A 17,075-nucleotide genomic window follows, 5' to 3' on the forward strand; every position below is an offset into this window, starting at 1 on the left:
AGGTCTTAGGAGATCCATGGACTCGATCCTCAAAACGAACCGCCGTGGTGCCTGGCTGGCGCTCGCCTGTCTGGCGGCAGCTGCGGCGCCAGCGGCCGCCGAATCGAACCCCTACTACTTCGGCGGCTCGCTGGGCCTCAGCCAGGTCTCCAATGTCTACCGGCAGGCCTTCAGCTCGAACAGCGACACGGTCGCCTCGGCCAGCCTGCTGGGCGGCTTCGACCAGCGGCTCGGCCGCCAGCGCCTGTATGCCGATGCCTCGGTGCAGGGCAACAGGTACAACGACAACAAGCAGCTGGACAACCATGCCTATTCGCTGAAGGGCGGCCTGGACTGGTCGACGATCGAGCGGCTGTCGGGCTCGTTCACGTTCAATTCCAGCGAGGCGCTGGCCGACTACAACGTCGGTCGTGGCGTGGACCAGGTGTTCAAAAAGAACATCGAGCGCAACGACAACGCGCAGGCGCTGTTCCGCGTCGGCCTGGTGACGCGCTATTCGGCCGAGGCCATCATCAGCTACCGCAAGCGCGACTTCAGCGCGCCCGAATACGACCAGCTGGACTACCACCAGACGGCCGGTTCGCTGGGCCTGGTCTACCGGCCCAGCCAGGATCTGCGACTGGGCGTCGCCTACCGCCAGACCGACGGCGTCTATCCGCACTATCCGCTTTTCTTTGGCGGTGTCCAGATCGCCTCGTTTCAGGACGATTACAAGCGCAAGGATATCGACCTGACGACCGGCTGGGATGCCAGCGGCGCCAGCAAGCTCAATGCGCGGATCAGCTACACGAAGACCGAGCACACGGTCATCACCTCCAGCAACTACTCCGGCTTCACCGGTCTGATCAACTGGAACTGGCAGCCCACCGGGCATTGGACCTTCTTCACCCAGCTGTCGCGCGAGACCGGCCAGGAAGGTCTGCCCGGCGTCACCGACCAGAGCCGGCTGACGACGGCGCTGCGGCTGAACGGCACTTACCAGCTGACCGGCAAGGTGTCGCTGAATGCCGGCCTCTTCTACAGCCGCGCCGACCGCAACTCCACCGCGTTCCAGTCGCGCGATTTCGACCGCGATTTCGCCTACAACCTCGGCGCCAACTGGGCCTATTCGCGCACCTGGAGCGTCAGCTGCCTGCTCAACCATCTGGACCGAGACAGCAGCATCCCGCAATACGCCTTCGATACCGGCAGCTTCGGCTGCAATGTCCAGGCGGTCTTCTACTGATCCCTTGATACCTGCATGAGTTCTGCATCCGCCACGACCGTTCTGCTGACCGGGGCCACCGGCTATATCGGCTCCCACACCTGGCTGGCCCTGCTGTCGGCGGGCTACCGGGTCGTCGGCGTCGACGATTTTTCCAACAGCTCGCCGGTCGTGCTGGAGCGCCTGGCGCGGCTCAGCGGCCAGACGCCCGTCTTCGAGCGCGCCGACGTCTGCGATGCGGCGGCGATGCGGCAGGTGTTCGCTACGCACCGGCCGCAGGCCCTGGTGCACTTCGCCGCTTTCAAGGCAGTCGGTGAATCGACGCAGCAGCCGCTGGCCTATTACCGCAACAATATCGGCGGCTTGATCAATATCTGCGAACAAATGCGCGAGCATGGCTGCAAGCGCATCGTCTTCAGTTCCAGCGCCACCGTCTATGGCGTGCCGGAAAGCCTGCCGCTGCGCGAGGACGCGCCACTGGCGGCGGTCAACCCCTATGGCTCGACCAAGCTGATCGGCGAAACGATTCTGCGCGACCTGGGTGCCGCCGATCCCGACTGGCAGACCGCGTCGCTGCGCTATTTCAACCCGGTCGGCGCCCACGAGAGCGGGCTGATCGGCGAGGATCCGCGCGGCACACCGAACAATCTGATGCCTTATGTGGCCCAGGTTGCCGTCGGCCGGCGCGATCGGCTGTCGGTCTTTGGCGATGACTATCCGACGCCGGACGGCACCGGCGTGCGCGACTACATCCATGTGCTCGATCTCGCGGAGGGCCATGTGGCGGCACTGCGCTTCCTGCTCGCCGGCCGCGAATCGATCACGGTCAATCTGGGCACCGGCCGCGGCTACAGCGTGCTGGAGCTGGTGCGCGCCTACGAAGCGGCCAGCGGCCGCGCCGTACCCTACGATGTAGTGCCGCGCCGCGCCGGCGATGTTGCCGCCTGTTATGCCGACCCGACGCTGGCGGAGCAGCGCCTGGGCTGGCGCGCCCGCTACGATCTGACCCGCATGTGCGAGGACAGCTGGCGCTGGCAAAGCCTGAACCCGCACGGCTTCGAGCCCACCTGAATCACCTCACCGACAGTCTTCGCATGAACAAAATCAAGGTGCAGCCGGTCATCATGGCCGGCGGGAGCGGCACCCGCCTGTGGCCGCTGTCGCGGGCCGGCTATCCGAAGCAGTTCCTGATCCTGTCCGGCAATACCAGCCTGTTTCAGCAGGCTGCGAGCCGGCTGGCCGCGCTGGCCAGCGAAAGCCTGGAACTGGCCGGCCCCAGCATCGTCGGCAACGAGGAGCACCGCTTCATGGTGCTGGACCAGTTGCGCGAGATTGGCTTGGAGCCCAGCGCCGTGCTGCTGGAGCCGGTCGGCCGCAATACCGCACCGGCGCTGACCCTGGCCGCGCTGCAGGCGCTGGACGGCGGCGATGATCCGGTGCTGGTGGTGACGCCGGCCGATCAGACGGTGGTCGACGACGCCGCCTTCAGCTCTGCCTTGCAGCAAGCGGTCACAGCAGCCGCTGGAGGCGCGATCGCGATCCTGGGCATCAGGCCGGACCGGCCGGAGACCGGCTACGGATATATCCGCGCTGCGTCCGCTTCAGATGGACTGGCCGTCGCCCAGTTCGTCGAGAAGCCCGATGCGGCCACCGCCGCACGCTATCTGGCCGAGGGCAGCTACTTCTGGAACAGCGGCATGTTCGTGCTGCGCGCCAGCGTCTGGCTGAAGGCGCTGGAACGCTTCCGTCCCGACATCGTCGCGGCGACACGCGCCGCCTGGGATGCGCGCAAGATCGACGCCAAGTTCGTCCGCCCGGCCAAGGCCGAGTTCGGCGCCGTTCCGTCCGAGTCGGTCGACTATGCGGTGATGGAGCGCTGCCCCGGCAGCGAGTTCGCGCTGCGCATGGTGGCCCTGGATGCCGGCTGGAACGATCTGGGCGCCTGGGAGGCGGTCTGGCAGGTCGCGCCCAAGGACGCGGCCGGCAATGCCAGCCGCGGCGACGCGATCGTCAGCGACAGCAGCAACACCCTGGTCCATGCGACGAGCCGCCTGGTCGGTGTCGTCGGCTTGAACGACGTCGTCATCGTCGAGACGCCGGACGCGGTGCTGGTGGCCGACCGCGCGCGCAGCCAGGACGTCAAGCACATCGTGGCCCGCCTGAACGCCGAGAAGCGCGGCGAGCAAAGCTTGCATCGCAAGGTCCACCGCCCCTGGGGCTGGTACGACAGCATCGACCATGGCGAGCGCTTCCAGGTCAAGCGCATCATGGTCAAGCCGGGCGCCTCGCTGAGCCTGCAAATGCACCACCACCGCGCCGAGCATTGGATCGTCGTCTCGGGCACGGCCGAGGTCACCAATGGCGACAAGGTGATCCTCCTGAGCGAGAACCAGAGTACTTACATCCCCCTGGGCCAGACCCACCGTCTCGCCAATCCGGGCAAGGTGCCACTGGAGATTATCGAGGTACAGTCCGGCTCCTACCTGGGCGAGGACGATATCGTCCGTTTCGAAGACACCTACGGCCGCAGCTGAGGCGGCAGCAGAACCATGAGTATTCTCGTCACCGGCGGCGCCGGCTTCATTGGCAGCAACTTCGTGCTGGACTGGCTCCGGCAGTCGGACGAGCCGGTCGTCAATCTGGACGTGCTGACCTATGCCGGCAATCCGGAGAATCTTGCTTCGCTGGATGGCGATGCGCGGCACGTCTTCGTCAAGGGCGATATCTGCGACCGCGCGCTGATCGATCGGTTGCTGGCCGAGCACCGCCCCCGCGCCATCGTCCACTTCGCCGCGGAAAGCCATGTCGATCGCTCGATCAGCGGCCCGGGAGCCTTCATGCGGACCAATGTCGAAGGGACGTTCAACTTGCTCGAAGCGGCGCGCGCCTACTGGTCGCAGCTGGCCGGCGAGGAGAAGGCCAGCTTCCGCTTCCACCATGTCTCGACCGACGAGGTCTACGGCTCGCTTCAAGCCCAAGACCCGCCCTTCGCCGAGACCAATCCCTACGAGCCCAACAGTCCCTACTCAGCCAGCAAGGCGGCCAGCGACCACCTGGTGCGCGCCTGGCACCATACCTATGGCCTGCCGGTTGTGACGACCAACTGCTCGAACAACTACGGCCCCTATCACTTCCCCGAGAAGCTGATCCCGCTGATGATCGTCAACGCCCTGGCCGGCAAACCGCTGCCGGTCTATGGCGACGGGCAGCAGATCCGCGACTGGCTCTACGTGACCGATCATTGCTCCGGCATCCGCGCGGTGCTGGCCGGCGGCCGGCTCGGCGAGACCTACAACATCGGCGGCTGGAACGAAAAGGCCAACATCGACATCGTCGAGACGGTCTGCGCGCTGCTGGACGAATTGCGGCCCGACCCAGCCGGCCCCTACAGCCGCCTGATCAGCTATGTGAAGGACCGTCCCGGCCACGACCGCCGCTACGCGATCGATGCGCGCAAGATCGAGCGTGAGCTCGGCTGGCGGCCGGCCGAGACCTTCGAGACCGGCATCCGCAAGACGGTGCAGTGGTATCTGGATCATCCGGATTGGGTTGCCCGCGTGCAGAGCGGCGCCTATCGCGACTGGGTCTCGCAGCAGTACGGCGGCTGAGATGAAGATACTTCTGATCGGCAAGGGCGGACAAGTTGGCTGGGAGCTGCAGCGTTCGCTGAGCCTCCTTGGTGAAGTCCATGCCCGCGATATCGAGGACGGCTGGAATCTGGCCGAGGGCGAGGCGCTGATCGCCAAGCTGCGCGAGATCGCGCCCCAGCTGATCGTCAATGCGGCCGCCTACACGGCCGTCGACAAGGCCGAGGCCGACGACACGCTGGCGCGTGCGATCAATGCGACGGCGCCAGCCCTGCTGGCCGCCGAGGCCGCCCGCACGGGCGCCCTGCTCGTCCACTACAGCACCGACTATGTCTACGACGGCTCCGGCGACCAAGCGCGCGACGAGAACGCGGCGACGAATCCGCTGAGCGTCTACGGCGCGAGCAAGCTGGCCGGCGACCAGGCCATCATGGCCAGCGGTTGCGCACATCTGATCCTGCGCACCAGCTGGGTCTATGCGGCCCGCGGCGGCAATTTCGCCAAGACCATGCTGAAGCTGGCGACCGAGCGCGAGCAGCTGAAGGTGATCGCCGACCAGATCGGCGCGCCCACCGGTGCCGATCTGCTGGCCGATCTGGCCGCCCATATGATTCGCGCGACCCTGGCCGACCCGAAGCTCTCGGGGCTCTATCACGCGACGGCCTCGGGCGAGACGAACTGGCATGCCTATGCCACGTTTGTCATCGAATGGGCGCGTCGCCAGGGCCGTGCGATTAAGGTCCAGCCGGACCAGGTGCTGGCCATTCCGACCAGCGACTATCCGACGCCGGCGCGCCGGCCGCTGAACTCCCGGCTGGACTGCCGCAAGCTCGAGCGCAGCTTCGGCCTCAAGCTGCCGCATTGGCAGTTGGGCGTCGAGCGCATGCTGGCCGAAATTCTCTGAGGAAGCGATGATGACGACGAAGAACCGCAAGGGCATCATCCTCGCCGGCGGATCCGGCACGCGCCTGCATCCGGCCACCCTGGCGCTGAGCAAGCAGTTGCTGCCGGTCTACGACAAGCCGATGGTCTACTACCCGCTCAGCACCTTGATGCTGGCCGGCATGCGCGACATCCTGCTGATCAGCACGCCGCAGGACCTGCCGCGCTTCGAGGCGCTGCTCGGCGACGGCAGCCGCTGGGGCATCAATCTCAGCTACTGCGTGCAGCCGAGTCCCGACGGCCTGGCCCAGGCCTTCATTCTCGGCAAGCAGTTCATCGCCGGCGACCCGAGCGCGCTGGTGCTGGGCGACAACATCTTCTACGGCCATGCCTTCCAGGGCCTGCTGGACAACGCCAACGCAAACAGCAGCGGCGCCACCGTCTTCGCCTATCACGTGCATGACCCTGAGCGCTATGGCGTCGTCGACTTCGACGCCCAACAGCGCGCACTGTCGATCGAGGAGAAGCCGAAGGCAGCGAAGAGCAATTACGCGGTCACCGGCCTGTACTTCTACGACGAGCAGGTCTGCGACATTGCCGCCAGCATCAAGCCAAGCCCGCGCGGCGAGCTGGAGATCACCGATGTCAACGCCCAGTACCTGAAGCAGGGCCAGCTGAGCGTCGAGATCATGGGCCGCGGCTATGCCTGGCTCGATACCGGCACGCATGACAGCCTGCTCGAGGCCGGCCAGTTCATCGCCACCCTGGAAAAACGCCAGGGGCTCAAGGTCGCCTGCCCCGAGGAGATCGCCTTCCGCAGCGGCTGGATCACGGCCGCGCAACTGGAGGCATTGGCCCAGCCCATGCTGAAGAACGGCTACGGCCAGTACCTGCAGCAGCTGCTGAAGGAAAAGATCTTCTGATGATGATCACTATCACCCCGACCGCCCTGCCCGAGGTGCTGATCGTCGAGCCCAAGGTCTTCGGCGATGCGCGCGGCTTCTTCACCGAGAGCTGGAACGAGGAGCGCTTCAATCAGGCGACCGGCAACACGCTGCGCTTCGTGCAGGACAACCATTCGCGCTCCGGCCGCGGCGTGCTGCGCGGCCTGCACTACCAGCTGCATCCGCATGCCCAGGGCAAGCTGGTGCGTTGCGTATCCGGCGCCGTCTTCGACGTGGCGGTCGATATGCGCCGCTCGAGCGCCAACTTCGGCCGCTGGGTGGGCGTCGAGCTGACGGCCGAAAACCAGAAGCAGCTGTGGATTCCGCCCGGCTTCGCCCATGGCTTCGTCGTCGTGTCAGAGACGGCCGACTTCCTCTACAAGACGACCGGCTACTACGCGCCCCAGGCCGAAGGCTGCGTGCGCTGGGATGATCCGACGATTGGCATCGAATGGCCCGAACTCGGCATGGCAGCGCTGCTGGCCGAAAAGGACGCCAAGGCGCCGCTGCTGGCCGAGGCCAAGACCTTCGACTGAGCCCGGCGAGCCGCCCGGCTCGCGACTCAGTGCGTGTCCAGCGCCGGCAGGCGCTTGACCAGATCGTCGATCGCCTTCACCTGCTCCAGGAAGGGCTTCAGCTGCGACAGGCGCAGCGCGCTCGGACCATCGCACCTGGCCTTCTCCGGCTCGGGATGCGATTCCAGGAACAGGCCGGCCAGGCCCAGCGCCATGCCGGCGCGCGCCAGCTCGGTCACCTGGCCGCGACGGCCGCCGGACGCCGCGGCGCCCGATTCGCGCTGCTGCAGCGCATGCGTCACGTCGAAGATCACCGGCTTGCCGCCACTGACCTGCTTCATCACGCCGAAGCCCAGCATGTCGACGACCAGGTTGTCATAGCCGAACTGCGCGCCGCGGTCGCACAGCATCAGCTTCGGATTGCCGGCCTCCTCGAACTTCTCGACGATATTGCGCATCTGCGGCGGGCTGACGAACTGCGGCTTCTTGATATTGATCACCCGCCCCGTCTTGGCCAGCGCCACGACCAGATCGGTCTGGCGGGCCAGGAATGCCGGCAGTTGCAGCACATCGGCGACGGTGGCGACCTCGGCGGCCTGGAAGGGCTCGTGCACATCGGTCAGCACCGGCACGCCATGCGCCTTCTTGACCGCCTCGAAGATCTTCAGGCCGGCCTCGAGACCCGGGCCACGGTAGCTGTGGATGGACGAACGGTTCGCCTTGTCGAAGGAGGCCTTGAACACATAGGGGATGCCTAGCTCCTGCGTCACGCGGACGTATTCGCCGCAGACGTCGACTGCGAACTGCTCGGACTCCAGCACATTGACGCCGCCGAACAGCACGAAGGGCCGGGCGTTGTCGACGACGATGTTGTTGATCTTGACCATATCGACTCTTCCTTCAGGGAAGGCGCAAGTATCCCATCGTCGCCGCCGTCACGCGCGCCGCGCTTCAGCCCTGGCCGCGACCGATGCCGTGGTGCTCGATGCCCAGGGCCTTCATCAGCGCCGGGTCGTAGAGATTGCGGCCATCGAAGATCACCGGCTGGGTGAGCTCGAGCTTGATGCGCTCGAAGTCGGGCGTGCGGAACTCCTTCCACTCGGTCACCAGCACCAGCGCCTGCGCGCCCAGCAGCGCAGCTTCAGCCCGCTCGCAGAAGCTCAGCCCCGGCGCAGCGCCCAGCAGGCGGCGGGCTTCGTCCATCGCGACCGGATCGTAGGCCGCCACCTCGGCGCCACGCCGCAGCAGCTCTTCGACGATGACCAGCGCCGGCGCCTCGCGCATATCGTCGGTATTGGGCTTGAAGGCCAGGCCCCAGAGCGCGAAGCGCTTGCCGCGCAGGTCCTCGCCGAAGCGCGCGACGATCTTGTCCACCAGCACCCGTTTCTGGCGCTCGTTGGCCGCCTCGACCGCATTGAGCACATGCAGTGCCTGGCCATGCTCGCGGCCGATGCGGATCAGCGCCTTGACGTCCTTCGGGAAGCAGGAGCCGCCATAGCCGGCGCCGGCATAGAGGAACTGGAAGCCGATGCGCGGATCGGAGCCGATGCCGCGGCGCACCCATTCGATGTCGGCGCCGACCCGCTCGGCCAGCAGCGCCAATTCGTTCATGAAGCTGATGCGGGTGGCCAGCATCGCGTTGGCCGCGTATTTGGTGAATTCGGCGCTGCGCAGGTCCATCACCATCATGCGGTCCTGCGTGCGGTTGAAGGGCGCATACAGCGCGCGCATCAGCAGGGTTGCCTGCTCGTCGTCGGAGCCGACGATGATGCGGTCCGGCTTCATGAAGTCCTCGACCGCCGCGCCTTCCTTCAGGAATTCCGGATTGGAGACCACCGCATAGGCAATCTCGACGCCGCGCTTGGCCAGTTCCTCGGCAATCGCCGCACGGACGCGATCGGCGGTGCCGACCGGCACCGTGCTCTTGTCGACGATGACCTTGTAGTCGCTCATGCGCTGGCCGATCGAGCGTGCCGCCGCCAGCACGTACTGAAGATCGGCCGACCCGTCCTCGCCCGGCGGCGTGCCGACACCGATGAACAGCAGCGTGCCATGCTGGACGGCCAGATCCACATCGGTGGTGAACTGCAGGCGGCCGGCCGCCACATTGCGGCGCACGATTTCCAGCAGACCCGGCTCATGGATCGGAATCTCGCCCTCGTTGAGGATGCGGATCTTCTCCGGGTTCACGTCGAGGCAGACCACATGGTTGCCCATCTCGGCCAAGCAGGCGCCGGTGACCAGGCCCACATAGCCGGTGCCGATAGCGGTGACTTTCATAGCAAGCGCATTCCCTCAGCGTATTGGATGGCTCAGGCCCACCGGCCTCAGAGCTTGTAGTAATCCCGATACCAGGCGACGAAGCGCGCCACGCCCTCGGGCACCGGCATCGCCGGGCGGAAGCCGGTCCAGGCCGCGAGTTCCTCGACATCGGCATGGGTGGCCGGCACATCGCCGTCCTGCAGCGGCATGAAGTTCTTGATCGCCTCGCGGCCGATCGCCTGCTCGATCGCCTCGATGAAGCTCATCAACTCGATCGGCGCATGGTTGCCGATATTGAAGACGCGGTACGGTGCGTTCGAACGCGCCGGATCGCTCTTGATGGCGTCGTAGTCCGGATCGGCGGTCGCCGGCCGGTCGAGCACCCGCACCACACCCTCGGCGATATCGTCGATATAGGTGAAGTCGCGCACCATCCTGCCGTGATTGAACACATTGATCGGCCGGCCTTCGAGGATGGCCTTGGTGAACAGAAACAGCGCCATGTCCGGCCGCCCCCAGGGCCCATAGACGGTGAAGAAGCGCAAGCCCGTCGTCGGCAGGCCGAACAGATGGCTGTAGGTATGCGCCATCAGTTCGTTGGCCTTCTTGGTCGCGGCGTAGAGGCTGACCGGATGGTCGACGCTGTGGTGCTCCGAGAACGGCATCAGCGTGTTGCCGCCGTAGACGCTGGAGCTGGAGGCATAGGCCAGGTGCTGCACCTTGGCGTGGCGGCAGCCTTCGAGGATGTTGGTGAAGCCGACGATATTGCTGTCGATATAGGCGTGCGGATTCTCGATCGAATAGCGCACGCCGGCCTGGGCCGCCAAATGGACGACCCGATCGAAGCCGCCCTCGGCGAACAATTTCTCCGTGCCCGCGCGATCGGCCACATCGAGTTGGACGAACTCGAAGCCCCGCGTGCCGGTCAAACGCGCCAGCCGGTCGCGCTTCAGCCGCGGATCGTAGTAGTCGTTCAGATTGTCCAAGCCGACGACCTGATCGCCACGCGCCAGCAGGATCTGGCTGACATGCATGCCGATGAAGCCGGCGGCGCCGGTCACGAGTACTTTCAACAGAGTCTCCCAGTTCCGATGCTGCGCTAGGGCCGTAGCGATTCAACAAGCGCACCATTCTCGCCCAGCCTCGAGTGTTGCCCGTCCCCGCCCCCCGACTTCAGGGACGGACTTGCACGGCCGCTCAAGTTCGCCGCGCCAAGCGTGCTTTCGTCACGGCAAGCGAAGACATCGAACACTCGATCGCCAAGGGCAGCGCAACGCGCGCATCGCCGTCCGGGACGTACTGCTCAGCCGTTGCAAAGTCTTACCCCCATGCAACTTGGCATGAGACATCTGCACATTTAGCCAAGGGCCCTGCAATCCGAAGATTCCATTACCTCGTAGCCAACCCTTCCGGCCCACTGGACTCTTTCATGAAGCAGTACTCTTCCCTCTCTATGCTCACTCTTCTGTCATTTCTCGGCTCTTGCATGCTCCTGGGTGCTTGCGGGGGAGGCGGCGACGACAGTCCCGACGGACCAGAGGCTCAAGCAAATGCTGGCACCATCGTCGCGAGCTCCAGCTCTGCCGAAGCCTCTTCCAGTGGCGGCTCGGCAGCGACGTTTGTGAGCGGGCAGCCGGGCGTGGACACAGCCAGCGCCGCGCAATGGGCACAAAATTCGACCGCCCCGGTCGATTATTTGCCCGCGGCGGACTACAGCTTCGCAGGTGCACTCGATGCCGCGCCTCAGACGGCACAAGAGGAAGCGCCGGCGGACGTCAATATCGCAGATGTTTCTCCCACCATGAAGGCCATGGCGGTAGCGCCGACGATGCAGCTGACCTCAAGCAACAGCATTGCCGATCTCAACGCGATGCAAAGCGTGACGACCCAGACCTGGTCGGGCGTCAACTGCAATGGCGTCTATGGTGCGTTTGGAAAGTACGGCGAGACCGGCATCCATGGCAGTCGCTTGCCCGACGGTTCGACGCTCCGGTTCGGCCGCGTCACCGATCCTCTCAACACGAGCCGACAGGTGTTCATGCTGCGAGTCGGGATGGACGACGTTCTGACCGCGGGCGGCAAGCGCTGCGAAGCCATCGCCCCGCCTGCCACGCCGACCTCGCTGCCGGTCAAGGAAAACTTCTGGTACGCGATATCCATTCGCGTCGCCGAAGGCGGCATGGCTGCCGACGACCAGTTGCTGAGCCAATGGCATGCCACCGGCTTCAATCCTTTCATGGGTCTTTATCTTCGCGACGGAAAGCTGCGCATTGAAACGCGATACAACAGCAGCGCATCGGCGCAGAAAACGAGCTCGACGATCGTGAAGCCGTGGCAAGACACATCGCCGATCACGACCAAGTGGATGACCTTTGTCTTCCAGGCGACGATCTCCCCGTTCACGGCAGACGGCCCAGAACTCAAGGTTTGGCGCGATGGCACGCTGCTGTTCTCCAAGCAGGGGCCGCTCGGATACAACACGACCGAGTTGCCCTATGCCAAGGCGGGCTACTACCACTGGCTCGAAGACGGCAACAACTGGGATACGCGCTATCCCGTCCGATCCGTTCTCATCCACCGAGCCGTGCTGGTGCGAGACAAGGGCAAAGTCTTCAACGAAGAGTTCGTCCGTTCGCTCGTTCAGTAGGCGATTTTTCCAAGCGGAATGGCGGTCAGCCGAAGCACCAGGCGGGCCACCATCGCTTACGCTAAACCAGGAGTCGCCTGAGCAGGATGATCTGCACGGGGACGACGATCAGGGTGTAAGCGAGAATGGTGGCCAGAACTGATCCCCAAGGCCCGACCAGGGAAACCAGCAGCCATTTGCCCGCCAGCGCCGCAGCGGCCATCGCCATCGCCGCCAGCAGCTGCGGCCGCAACAGGCCCGCGCCGTTCAGCAGACTCGTCGTGATTTTCTCCAGCATGTCGATGACGGCCCAGGTACCGAGCACGAGCGGCAACACGGTGGCCGGCGGCACATCCATATGCAGCCAGTAGCGGGCGATGAGCGGCATCGCGAAGGTGATAAACAGGCAGATCGAGCCCATGACGGCAATCGCCATCAGCATCGCTCGCGTGTAGGTTCGGCGCACCCAGGCGATTTCGCCCCGACCGATGGCCTCCCCAAAGGCCGGCCACAGGCCCAGGAGCGCCGCCCCCAATGTTCCTGACACGAACAGAAAGATCCGTTGGACGGCGGCAAAGTCACCATAGACGGCCTGACCGAGCTGCTGCGTGATGAAAAAAGCATCCGAGTTGTAGGCAAGTACCGCGCAAAGCTGCAGCATGAAAAACGCGGAACCGGTGCGCAGCAGATGCAGGACGGTTGGCGCATGCAAGCCCGCATGGCGCAGGATGTCGAACAGGCCGCGGGCCGAAAACCAGGTGGCCATATTGACCAATTGCACGAACACCTGCATGCCCAAGGTGCACAACAGCAGGACCACCAGACTGGTCTTGAAGTACAGCGCCAGCGGCAGAGAAATCACGGTGCACAGCGAATAGGCCAGCTGCGCAAAGCCGATCCGGTAGCCCTCCTGATAGGCCAGCTGAAACTTCTGCACCAGCTGCAGCGGGATGTTGACGGCAACCAGCACGACAAAGGCCGAGAACGCGACCAGCGTCTCACGACGCAGGACTTCAGGGACCTTGCCCGCGAAGGCGAGCGGATCCTTGGCTGCGAACGCCCACACGAACCACAGCGCAATCAGCAGCGCGCCGGACACGGCGGTACAGCAATACGCAGCCGACATCGCCCGGCCCAATTCCAGCTTGTCGCCCTTGCGCAGCGCCGCGGTGACTCGATTGAGCGCCCCATTCCCGACGCCGAAATCGGCAAAGGAGAAGAAGGTCAGCAAGGCTCCGAGCATCATCCAGATGCCGAAGCGCTCGCCGGACATCGTCTGGCGCGCCATCGGAATGGTGATCAGCACCGTCAGCGCCGAGGCGAAGCGGGCAAAGTAATTCACCACCGCGGTTCGCAGCAAGCGCTGCGTGCGGGGGTTCAGTCGATCGAACCGCCTCCTCAGGTAGTCCATCATCGTGCAGCCGGCCAGGTCACTGCTGCCGGCCTGGCACTCACGGTCGCGCGCCGGATGGCGTACCGAACAAGGGACGAGTTCATGCCTGAGCAATGAAGTCGCGCAAGGCCGACTGCAACCTCAGCTGGCTGGCCGTTTGCGCCAAGTGGTCCGGCGCCGGCAACGCGGGTAGCGCCGCATCCATGAACCGGTCCAGGAACGCAGGAATCGCCGTCTCGTCATCGGCCGCATAGATGCCTTGAATGCCTGACAGCCAACGCAAGGTAGCGACCTGATGATCATTGCGCGTTTCGCGCAAGGCGCCCAAGCGGGGCAGCAAGAGCATGGGCTTGCCACGTTCCAGGCCCGACAGCACCGATCCCATTCCCGCATGCGCCACAAAGAGGCTGCAGGCATCGAGACGAGCGCCAAACTCTGCCGGCGATAGCGTCTTCACCGATTCGAGCGCCACCGGCTGATACGAGGAGTCTCCGATCTGGGCCAGGATTTCGATCCTGGGCTGCCTGAACTGCGCCCAGGCGTCCACGGCCTTGACCAATCGATCGAAGGGCATTTGCGATCCAACACTCAGGAAAATCAAAGCACCGCCCCTTCATAGCGAGGACCCTCGTCACGTGCCAGGTGCTCCCACTGGGTCAGCCACAGATCGGCGAATGCACGCACCTTTTGACCGGACATCGACATCGCCTCCACATTGGCGATGCTGTCGATCCACACCGTCCGCGCACCGAACCATTTGCCCAGTCGCAATGCCGCCACGCCGGGCGCCGCGCCGGTCGTGATCACGACATCCGGCCGCTCCCGCAGCACGATCAGCGCCATCTCCGCAATCATGCGCAAGAGCTTCCACCGGTCCCAGCGGGTGGCATCGGTCACCCGATAAAAACGGCCATCGGCCACTTGCGAGCGGTAGCTTTCCTGCACCGTCACATAAGCAATGTCCATATCAGCCCAGGCCTGCCGAATGCGCAGCAGCTGCACCCAATGGCCACCGCCGGAAGCGACCAGCAGCACGCGTTTCTTCATCGAGCCCCTCCGTTGGCAGCCACCTCGTAAAACCGCAGCAACTCAGAGGCGATGCGATGATGGTCATGCGCCGACGCGTCCTCCCGGGCCTGTATCGACAGGCGCAGGCGCAGGTCGTGATCACCGAGGCTCAGCTGCAATGCGGCCGCCAAGCCCTGCCGATCGCCCGGCGCAACCAACAAGCCGTTTTCACCGTCGCGCAAGACGTCGGGGATCCCGCCTACCCGGCTGGCTACCACGACCACCCCTGCAGCCATCGCCTCCAGAATGCCGATCGGCAGACCTTCGAAGTAAGAAGGAAGCACGAAGACATCGGCTGCGGCCAGGGCCTGCGCCTTAAGCTGGCCATCGACCCAACCCGACAGCTCATAGCAGTCGGACGGCAGGGCAAGGCTCTCAGCCAATTGCCTGGCGACATCGAGTTCCCCATCGCCAGCCAGCTGCAAAAAGACGCCGGGCATGCGCTGATGCAACAGCGCGAATGCCTGCAGCAAATCGTAAGCGCCCTTCTTTTCTCGGACCCGGCCGAGGAAAAGGATACGCCGCCCCGGGCCCGGCCGCGGCGCCTGCCAAGGCGGCAGCACCACCGGATTCAGCAGCACCGCCAGGTTCGCGGCAGGTTCGATAGCGCGCAGCGCGCTGATCCACGAAGGGGTCAGCACCAGCACCAAGGACGCCCGGGCCAGTGTGCGCCGCGCCCAGGCCCGCGCCCGGCGGCCGCAATGCGCGGCATAAAAGTCGCTGAACTCGCCGCTATGCAGATGGAAGACATAAGGCACACCGAACAGCCGGGCCAGCCAGCAAAGTACGGACTTGCGCCAGAAACTGCCCCGCGAGGCACTGTGCACGTGCAGGACGTCGATGCGGCGGAGCGCCAATGTCGCCAGCAGCCGCAGGACCACTCGCCCGAACGTGCGCAGCTGCGTCAGCGCCGCAGCGCCTTCGTAGGAGGACAGGTAGCAGACCGAACCCTCGTCGAACAGACCGGCGGCTCGATAAGTCTGAATGACGGCGCTCATGCCGCCCGGCATGCGTTCACCCGGACCGATCATCAGAACACGGCGCGCTCGCCTGTTCATTGCAGATCCGCGTCCCGTCGGGCCTCGGAGAAGGTCTTGTAGTCGACCACCTCATTGGAGTCCTGGATCCGCACGACCCTGGCCGGAATTCCGACCACTACGGCGTAGTCCGGAACATCGGACAAAACGACGGCGTTTGCGCCGATGGAGGCCCCGCGCCCGACTCTGATCGGACCCAACACCTTGGCGCCGCTGCCGATCATCGCTCCGGCACCGATGGTCGGGACGGTCTCATGTCCCGATCGCCCGCCAATGGTGACACCGGTCCCGACGATGACGTCGTCTTCCAGCACGGCCCGTTTGTGCACAACAGTTCCCAGGCCGTGGTAGCTGAACACGACTCCCTTTCCCACACGAGTCGACGGGGGCAACACCACCGCAAACAGGATTCTGTTCAAGGCCTTCAGCAAGTAGGGAAGTACCGGCACGCCGAGGCGCCAGAGCAGATGGGAGAGTCGATAGATCGAAAGCATGCGTTCTTAGCTCGCTGATTCTCCGGACAGCACCCGACCCAGTATGAGCTCGCAAGGATCGCGCGGGGTCGCCAGGCTGCCCAGCAAGGCGGCAGCGGCGAACATATGCCAGGTCGCCAGGGCCCAGCTGGCCTCACGCAGAGAGCGCTTGCGCAAGGTCAGGGCCGCCAGCAATAGCACCGGCACAGCGGCTAGGGCCAGCAGTGCAAGCATCCAACCCGCTCCGACGACGCCCAAAATGCAGGCGACCAAGCCGCCCAGTCCCCAGATGGCAGCGACCAGCAGCACATGGCGCTGCTTGCGGCAGGCCAGACGCCACCACGGCTGGCCCCAGGCCGCGCGCAGGAAGGCCCCGGTCGCCTGAGCCCGCCCATTGCGCCAGAGGCGTCGCAGCATCGCCCAATTTCCTTCCACATGACCCTCGTGGGTCACGGCCACTGCATGGAGCCGCAGCAGGCGCCAACCGGCAGCATTCAGGCGCGCGCCCAGGTCGGCCTCCTCAAACGCGGCCAACCAGCGATTGGCCAGGTAGCCGACCTGGTCTACGGCATTGCGCCGGTACAGGCCGCCACCGCCCAGTTCAAGCACCTCCACATCCGCGACCTGCTGCAGTGCTGCGCGGGCACGACGCTTGTCGTATTCGGTCAGCACACATCTGTCCACCAATCGCCCGCCCACACCGGCCAACCCGGGGTCGTCTGCCAGCCTTTGGAGGGCCAGCGCAAGAAAGCCGGGCATCAGCTCCATATCGGCATCCAGCACATAGATGTACTCGCCGCGGGCCTGCTGGAAACCCAGTTGCACGGCCGCACCGCAGCCTCGATCTTCGATCCGCTGGAACTGGACGATACGGATCGGATAGCGTCGGGCGATCTCCACCGTGCGATCGTTCGACAGCGAGTCGACCAGCAGCACTTCCGCATCCAGGCCCCGGATGGCGAGCATCACAGAATCGAGGCAAGCGCCGATGCGGCGCTCTTCGTTCAGTGCCTTGATCAGCACCGAAATCAGCGGCCTGGGCTTGCCCGCCCCGACCGACGAGTTCTCAACGGTGGCTTGCATG

17 protein-coding genes are annotated in these 17,075 nt (G+C 65.0%); 8 read left to right on the forward strand and 9 right to left on the reverse strand.

What is annotated here, in order from left to right; all coding sequences use genetic code 11:
* Positions 1-16 precede the first annotated feature (16 nt).
* From QWJ38_RS11175 to rfbC, 7 genes are read left to right on the forward strand one after another with little or no spacing between them, the layout of a single operon-like run.
* A complete protein-coding gene (locus QWJ38_RS11175) occupies positions 17-1,225 on the forward strand; it encodes a porin family protein (protein ID WP_290359164.1) in 1,209 nt (402 codons plus the stop codon).
* A gap of 15 nt (positions 1,226-1,240) precedes the next feature.
* On the forward strand, positions 1,241-2,275 hold the full coding sequence (galE, locus tag QWJ38_RS11180; protein ID WP_290359165.1) for a UDP-glucose 4-epimerase GalE: 1,035 nt from the start codon (positions 1,241-1,243) through the stop codon (positions 2,273-2,275).
* A 23-nt stretch (positions 2,276-2,298) separates the two neighbouring features.
* Positions 2,299-3,738 carry a mannose-1-phosphate guanylyltransferase/mannose-6-phosphate isomerase gene (locus tag QWJ38_RS11185; RefSeq protein WP_290359166.1) on the forward strand — a complete coding sequence of 480 codons (1,440 nt, stop codon included), beginning with the start codon at positions 2,299-2,301 and terminating at the stop codon, positions 3,736-3,738.
* A 15-nt stretch (positions 3,739-3,753) separates the two neighbouring features.
* A complete protein-coding gene (gene rfbB, locus QWJ38_RS11190) occupies positions 3,754-4,812 on the forward strand; it encodes a dTDP-glucose 4,6-dehydratase (RefSeq protein WP_290359167.1) in 1,059 nt (352 codons plus the stop codon).
* A 1-nt stretch (position 4,813) separates the two neighbouring features.
* Positions 4,814-5,695 (forward strand): dTDP-4-dehydrorhamnose reductase, encoded by an 882-nt coding sequence (rfbD, locus tag QWJ38_RS11195; protein WP_290359168.1) that lies wholly within the window; start codon positions 4,814-4,816, stop codon positions 5,693-5,695.
* Between the two features lie 10 nt (positions 5,696-5,705).
* Positions 5,706-6,596, forward strand: coding sequence for a glucose-1-phosphate thymidylyltransferase RfbA (gene rfbA, locus QWJ38_RS11200; RefSeq protein WP_290359169.1), 891 nt, complete (start codon positions 5,706-5,708; stop codon positions 6,594-6,596).
* Entirely contained in the window at positions 6,596-7,153 is a 558-nt protein-coding gene (rfbC, locus tag QWJ38_RS11205; RefSeq protein WP_434063965.1) for a dTDP-4-dehydrorhamnose 3,5-epimerase, read from the forward strand. The genes rfbA and rfbC overlap by 1 nt, the downstream gene beginning before the upstream one ends.
* A gap of 26 nt (positions 7,154-7,179) precedes the next feature.
* Here rfbC and kdsA read toward each other — a convergent pair whose 3' ends face one another.
* The 3 genes from kdsA to QWJ38_RS11220 all read right to left on the reverse strand — a co-directional run bounded on the left by kdsA (position 7,180) and on the right by QWJ38_RS11220 (position 10,467).
* Complete coding sequence (kdsA, locus tag QWJ38_RS11210) at positions 7,180-8,019, reverse strand: 3-deoxy-8-phosphooctulonate synthase (protein ID WP_290359170.1); 840 nt, start codon at positions 8,017-8,019, stop codon at positions 7,180-7,182.
* 64 nt (positions 8,020-8,083) lie between these two features.
* The gene (locus QWJ38_RS11215) at positions 8,084-9,412 is read right to left on the reverse strand and encodes a UDP-glucose dehydrogenase family protein (protein ID WP_290359171.1); all 1,329 of its coding nucleotides are present in this window, start codon (positions 9,410-9,412) and stop codon (positions 8,084-8,086) included.
* Between the two features lie 47 nt (positions 9,413-9,459).
* Positions 9,460-10,467, reverse strand: coding sequence for an NAD-dependent epimerase (locus tag QWJ38_RS11220; RefSeq protein WP_434063966.1), 1,008 nt, complete (start codon positions 10,465-10,467; stop codon positions 9,460-9,462).
* A gap of 356 nt (positions 10,468-10,823) precedes the next feature.
* On the opposite strand from QWJ38_RS11220, the gene QWJ38_RS11225 reads away from it, so the two are divergent.
* Complete coding sequence (locus tag QWJ38_RS11225; RefSeq protein ID WP_290359172.1) at positions 10,824-12,041, forward strand: heparin lyase I family protein; 1,218 nt, start codon at positions 10,824-10,826, stop codon at positions 12,039-12,041.
* A gap of 61 nt (positions 12,042-12,102) precedes the next feature.
* On the opposite strand, the gene QWJ38_RS11230 is transcribed toward QWJ38_RS11225, so the two are convergent.
* From QWJ38_RS11230 to QWJ38_RS11255, 6 genes are all read right to left on the reverse strand, one after another.
* Positions 12,103-13,434 (reverse strand): lipopolysaccharide biosynthesis protein, encoded by a 1,332-nt coding sequence (locus QWJ38_RS11230; RefSeq protein ID WP_290359173.1) that lies wholly within the window; start codon positions 13,432-13,434, stop codon positions 12,103-12,105.
* Positions 13,435-13,513: 79 nt separating this feature from the next.
* The gene (locus QWJ38_RS11235) at positions 13,514-14,014 is read right to left on the reverse strand and encodes a glycosyltransferase (RefSeq protein WP_290359174.1); all 501 of its coding nucleotides are present in this window, start codon (positions 14,012-14,014) and stop codon (positions 13,514-13,516) included.
* Positions 14,011-14,460, reverse strand: a complete 450-nt coding sequence (locus tag QWJ38_RS11240; protein ID WP_290359175.1) for a glycosyl transferase — start codon at positions 14,458-14,460, stop codon at positions 14,011-14,013. Before QWJ38_RS11240 ends, QWJ38_RS11235 begins: the two co-directional genes overlap by 4 nt.
* Complete coding sequence (locus tag QWJ38_RS11245; protein WP_290359176.1) at positions 14,457-15,539, reverse strand: glycosyltransferase family 4 protein; 1,083 nt, start codon at positions 15,537-15,539, stop codon at positions 14,457-14,459. The genes QWJ38_RS11240 and QWJ38_RS11245 overlap by 4 nt, the downstream gene beginning before the upstream one ends.
* Positions 15,536-16,012, reverse strand: coding sequence for a serine O-acetyltransferase (locus QWJ38_RS11250; protein WP_290359177.1), 477 nt, complete (start codon positions 16,010-16,012; stop codon positions 15,536-15,538). Before QWJ38_RS11250 ends, QWJ38_RS11245 begins: the two co-directional genes overlap by 4 nt.
* A 6-nt stretch (positions 16,013-16,018) precedes the next feature.
* Complete coding sequence (locus QWJ38_RS11255; RefSeq protein ID WP_290359178.1) at positions 16,019-17,074, reverse strand: glycosyltransferase family 2 protein; 1,056 nt, start codon at positions 17,072-17,074, stop codon at positions 16,019-16,021.
* Between the last annotated feature and the right edge of the window lies 1 nt (position 17,075).

The sequence above is a fragment of the Roseateles violae genome, from assembly GCF_030410485.1.
GTDB classification, from domain to species: domain Bacteria; phylum Pseudomonadota; class Gammaproteobacteria; order Burkholderiales; family Burkholderiaceae_C; genus Roseateles_D; species Roseateles_D violae.

Coding starts and splice junctions, on each gene's coding strand:
- QWJ38_RS11240 (WP_290359175.1), bottom strand. CDS start 14,460: ATGAAGAAACGCGTGCTGCTGGTCGCTTCCGGCGGTGGCCATTGGGTG.
- rfbA (WP_290359169.1), top strand. CDS start 5,706: ATGACGACGAAGAACCGCAAGGGCATCATCCTCGCCGGCGGATCCGGC.
- galE (WP_290359165.1), top strand. CDS start 1,241: ATGAGTTCTGCATCCGCCACGACCGTTCTGCTGACCGGGGCCACCGGC.
- QWJ38_RS11225 (WP_290359172.1), top strand. CDS start 10,824: ATGAAGCAGTACTCTTCCCTCTCTATGCTCACTCTTCTGTCATTTCTC.
- QWJ38_RS11215 (WP_290359171.1), bottom strand. CDS start 9,412: ATGAAAGTCACCGCTATCGGCACCGGCTATGTGGGCCTGGTCACCGGC.
- QWJ38_RS11245 (WP_290359176.1), bottom strand. CDS start 15,539: ATGAACAGGCGAGCGCGCCGTGTTCTGATGATCGGTCCGGGTGAACGC.
- QWJ38_RS11230 (WP_290359173.1), bottom strand. CDS start 13,434: ATGATGGACTACCTGAGGAGGCGGTTCGATCGACTGAACCCCCGCACG.
- rfbC (WP_434063965.1), top strand. CDS start 6,596: ATGATGATCACTATCACCCCGACCGCCCTGCCCGAGGTGCTGATCGTC.
- rfbB (WP_290359167.1), top strand. CDS start 3,754: ATGAGTATTCTCGTCACCGGCGGCGCCGGCTTCATTGGCAGCAACTTC.
- QWJ38_RS11250 (WP_290359177.1), bottom strand. CDS start 16,012: ATGCTTTCGATCTATCGACTCTCCCATCTGCTCTGGCGCCTCGGCGTG.
- QWJ38_RS11175 (WP_290359164.1), top strand. CDS start 17: ATGGACTCGATCCTCAAAACGAACCGCCGTGGTGCCTGGCTGGCGCTC.
- QWJ38_RS11255 (WP_290359178.1), bottom strand. CDS start 17,074: ATGCAAGCCACCGTTGAGAACTCGTCGGTCGGGGCGGGCAAGCCCAGG.
- rfbD (WP_290359168.1), top strand. CDS start 4,814: ATGAAGATACTTCTGATCGGCAAGGGCGGACAAGTTGGCTGGGAGCTG.
- QWJ38_RS11185 (WP_290359166.1), top strand. CDS start 2,299: ATGAACAAAATCAAGGTGCAGCCGGTCATCATGGCCGGCGGGAGCGGC.
- kdsA (WP_290359170.1), bottom strand. CDS start 8,019: ATGGTCAAGATCAACAACATCGTCGTCGACAACGCCCGGCCCTTCGTG.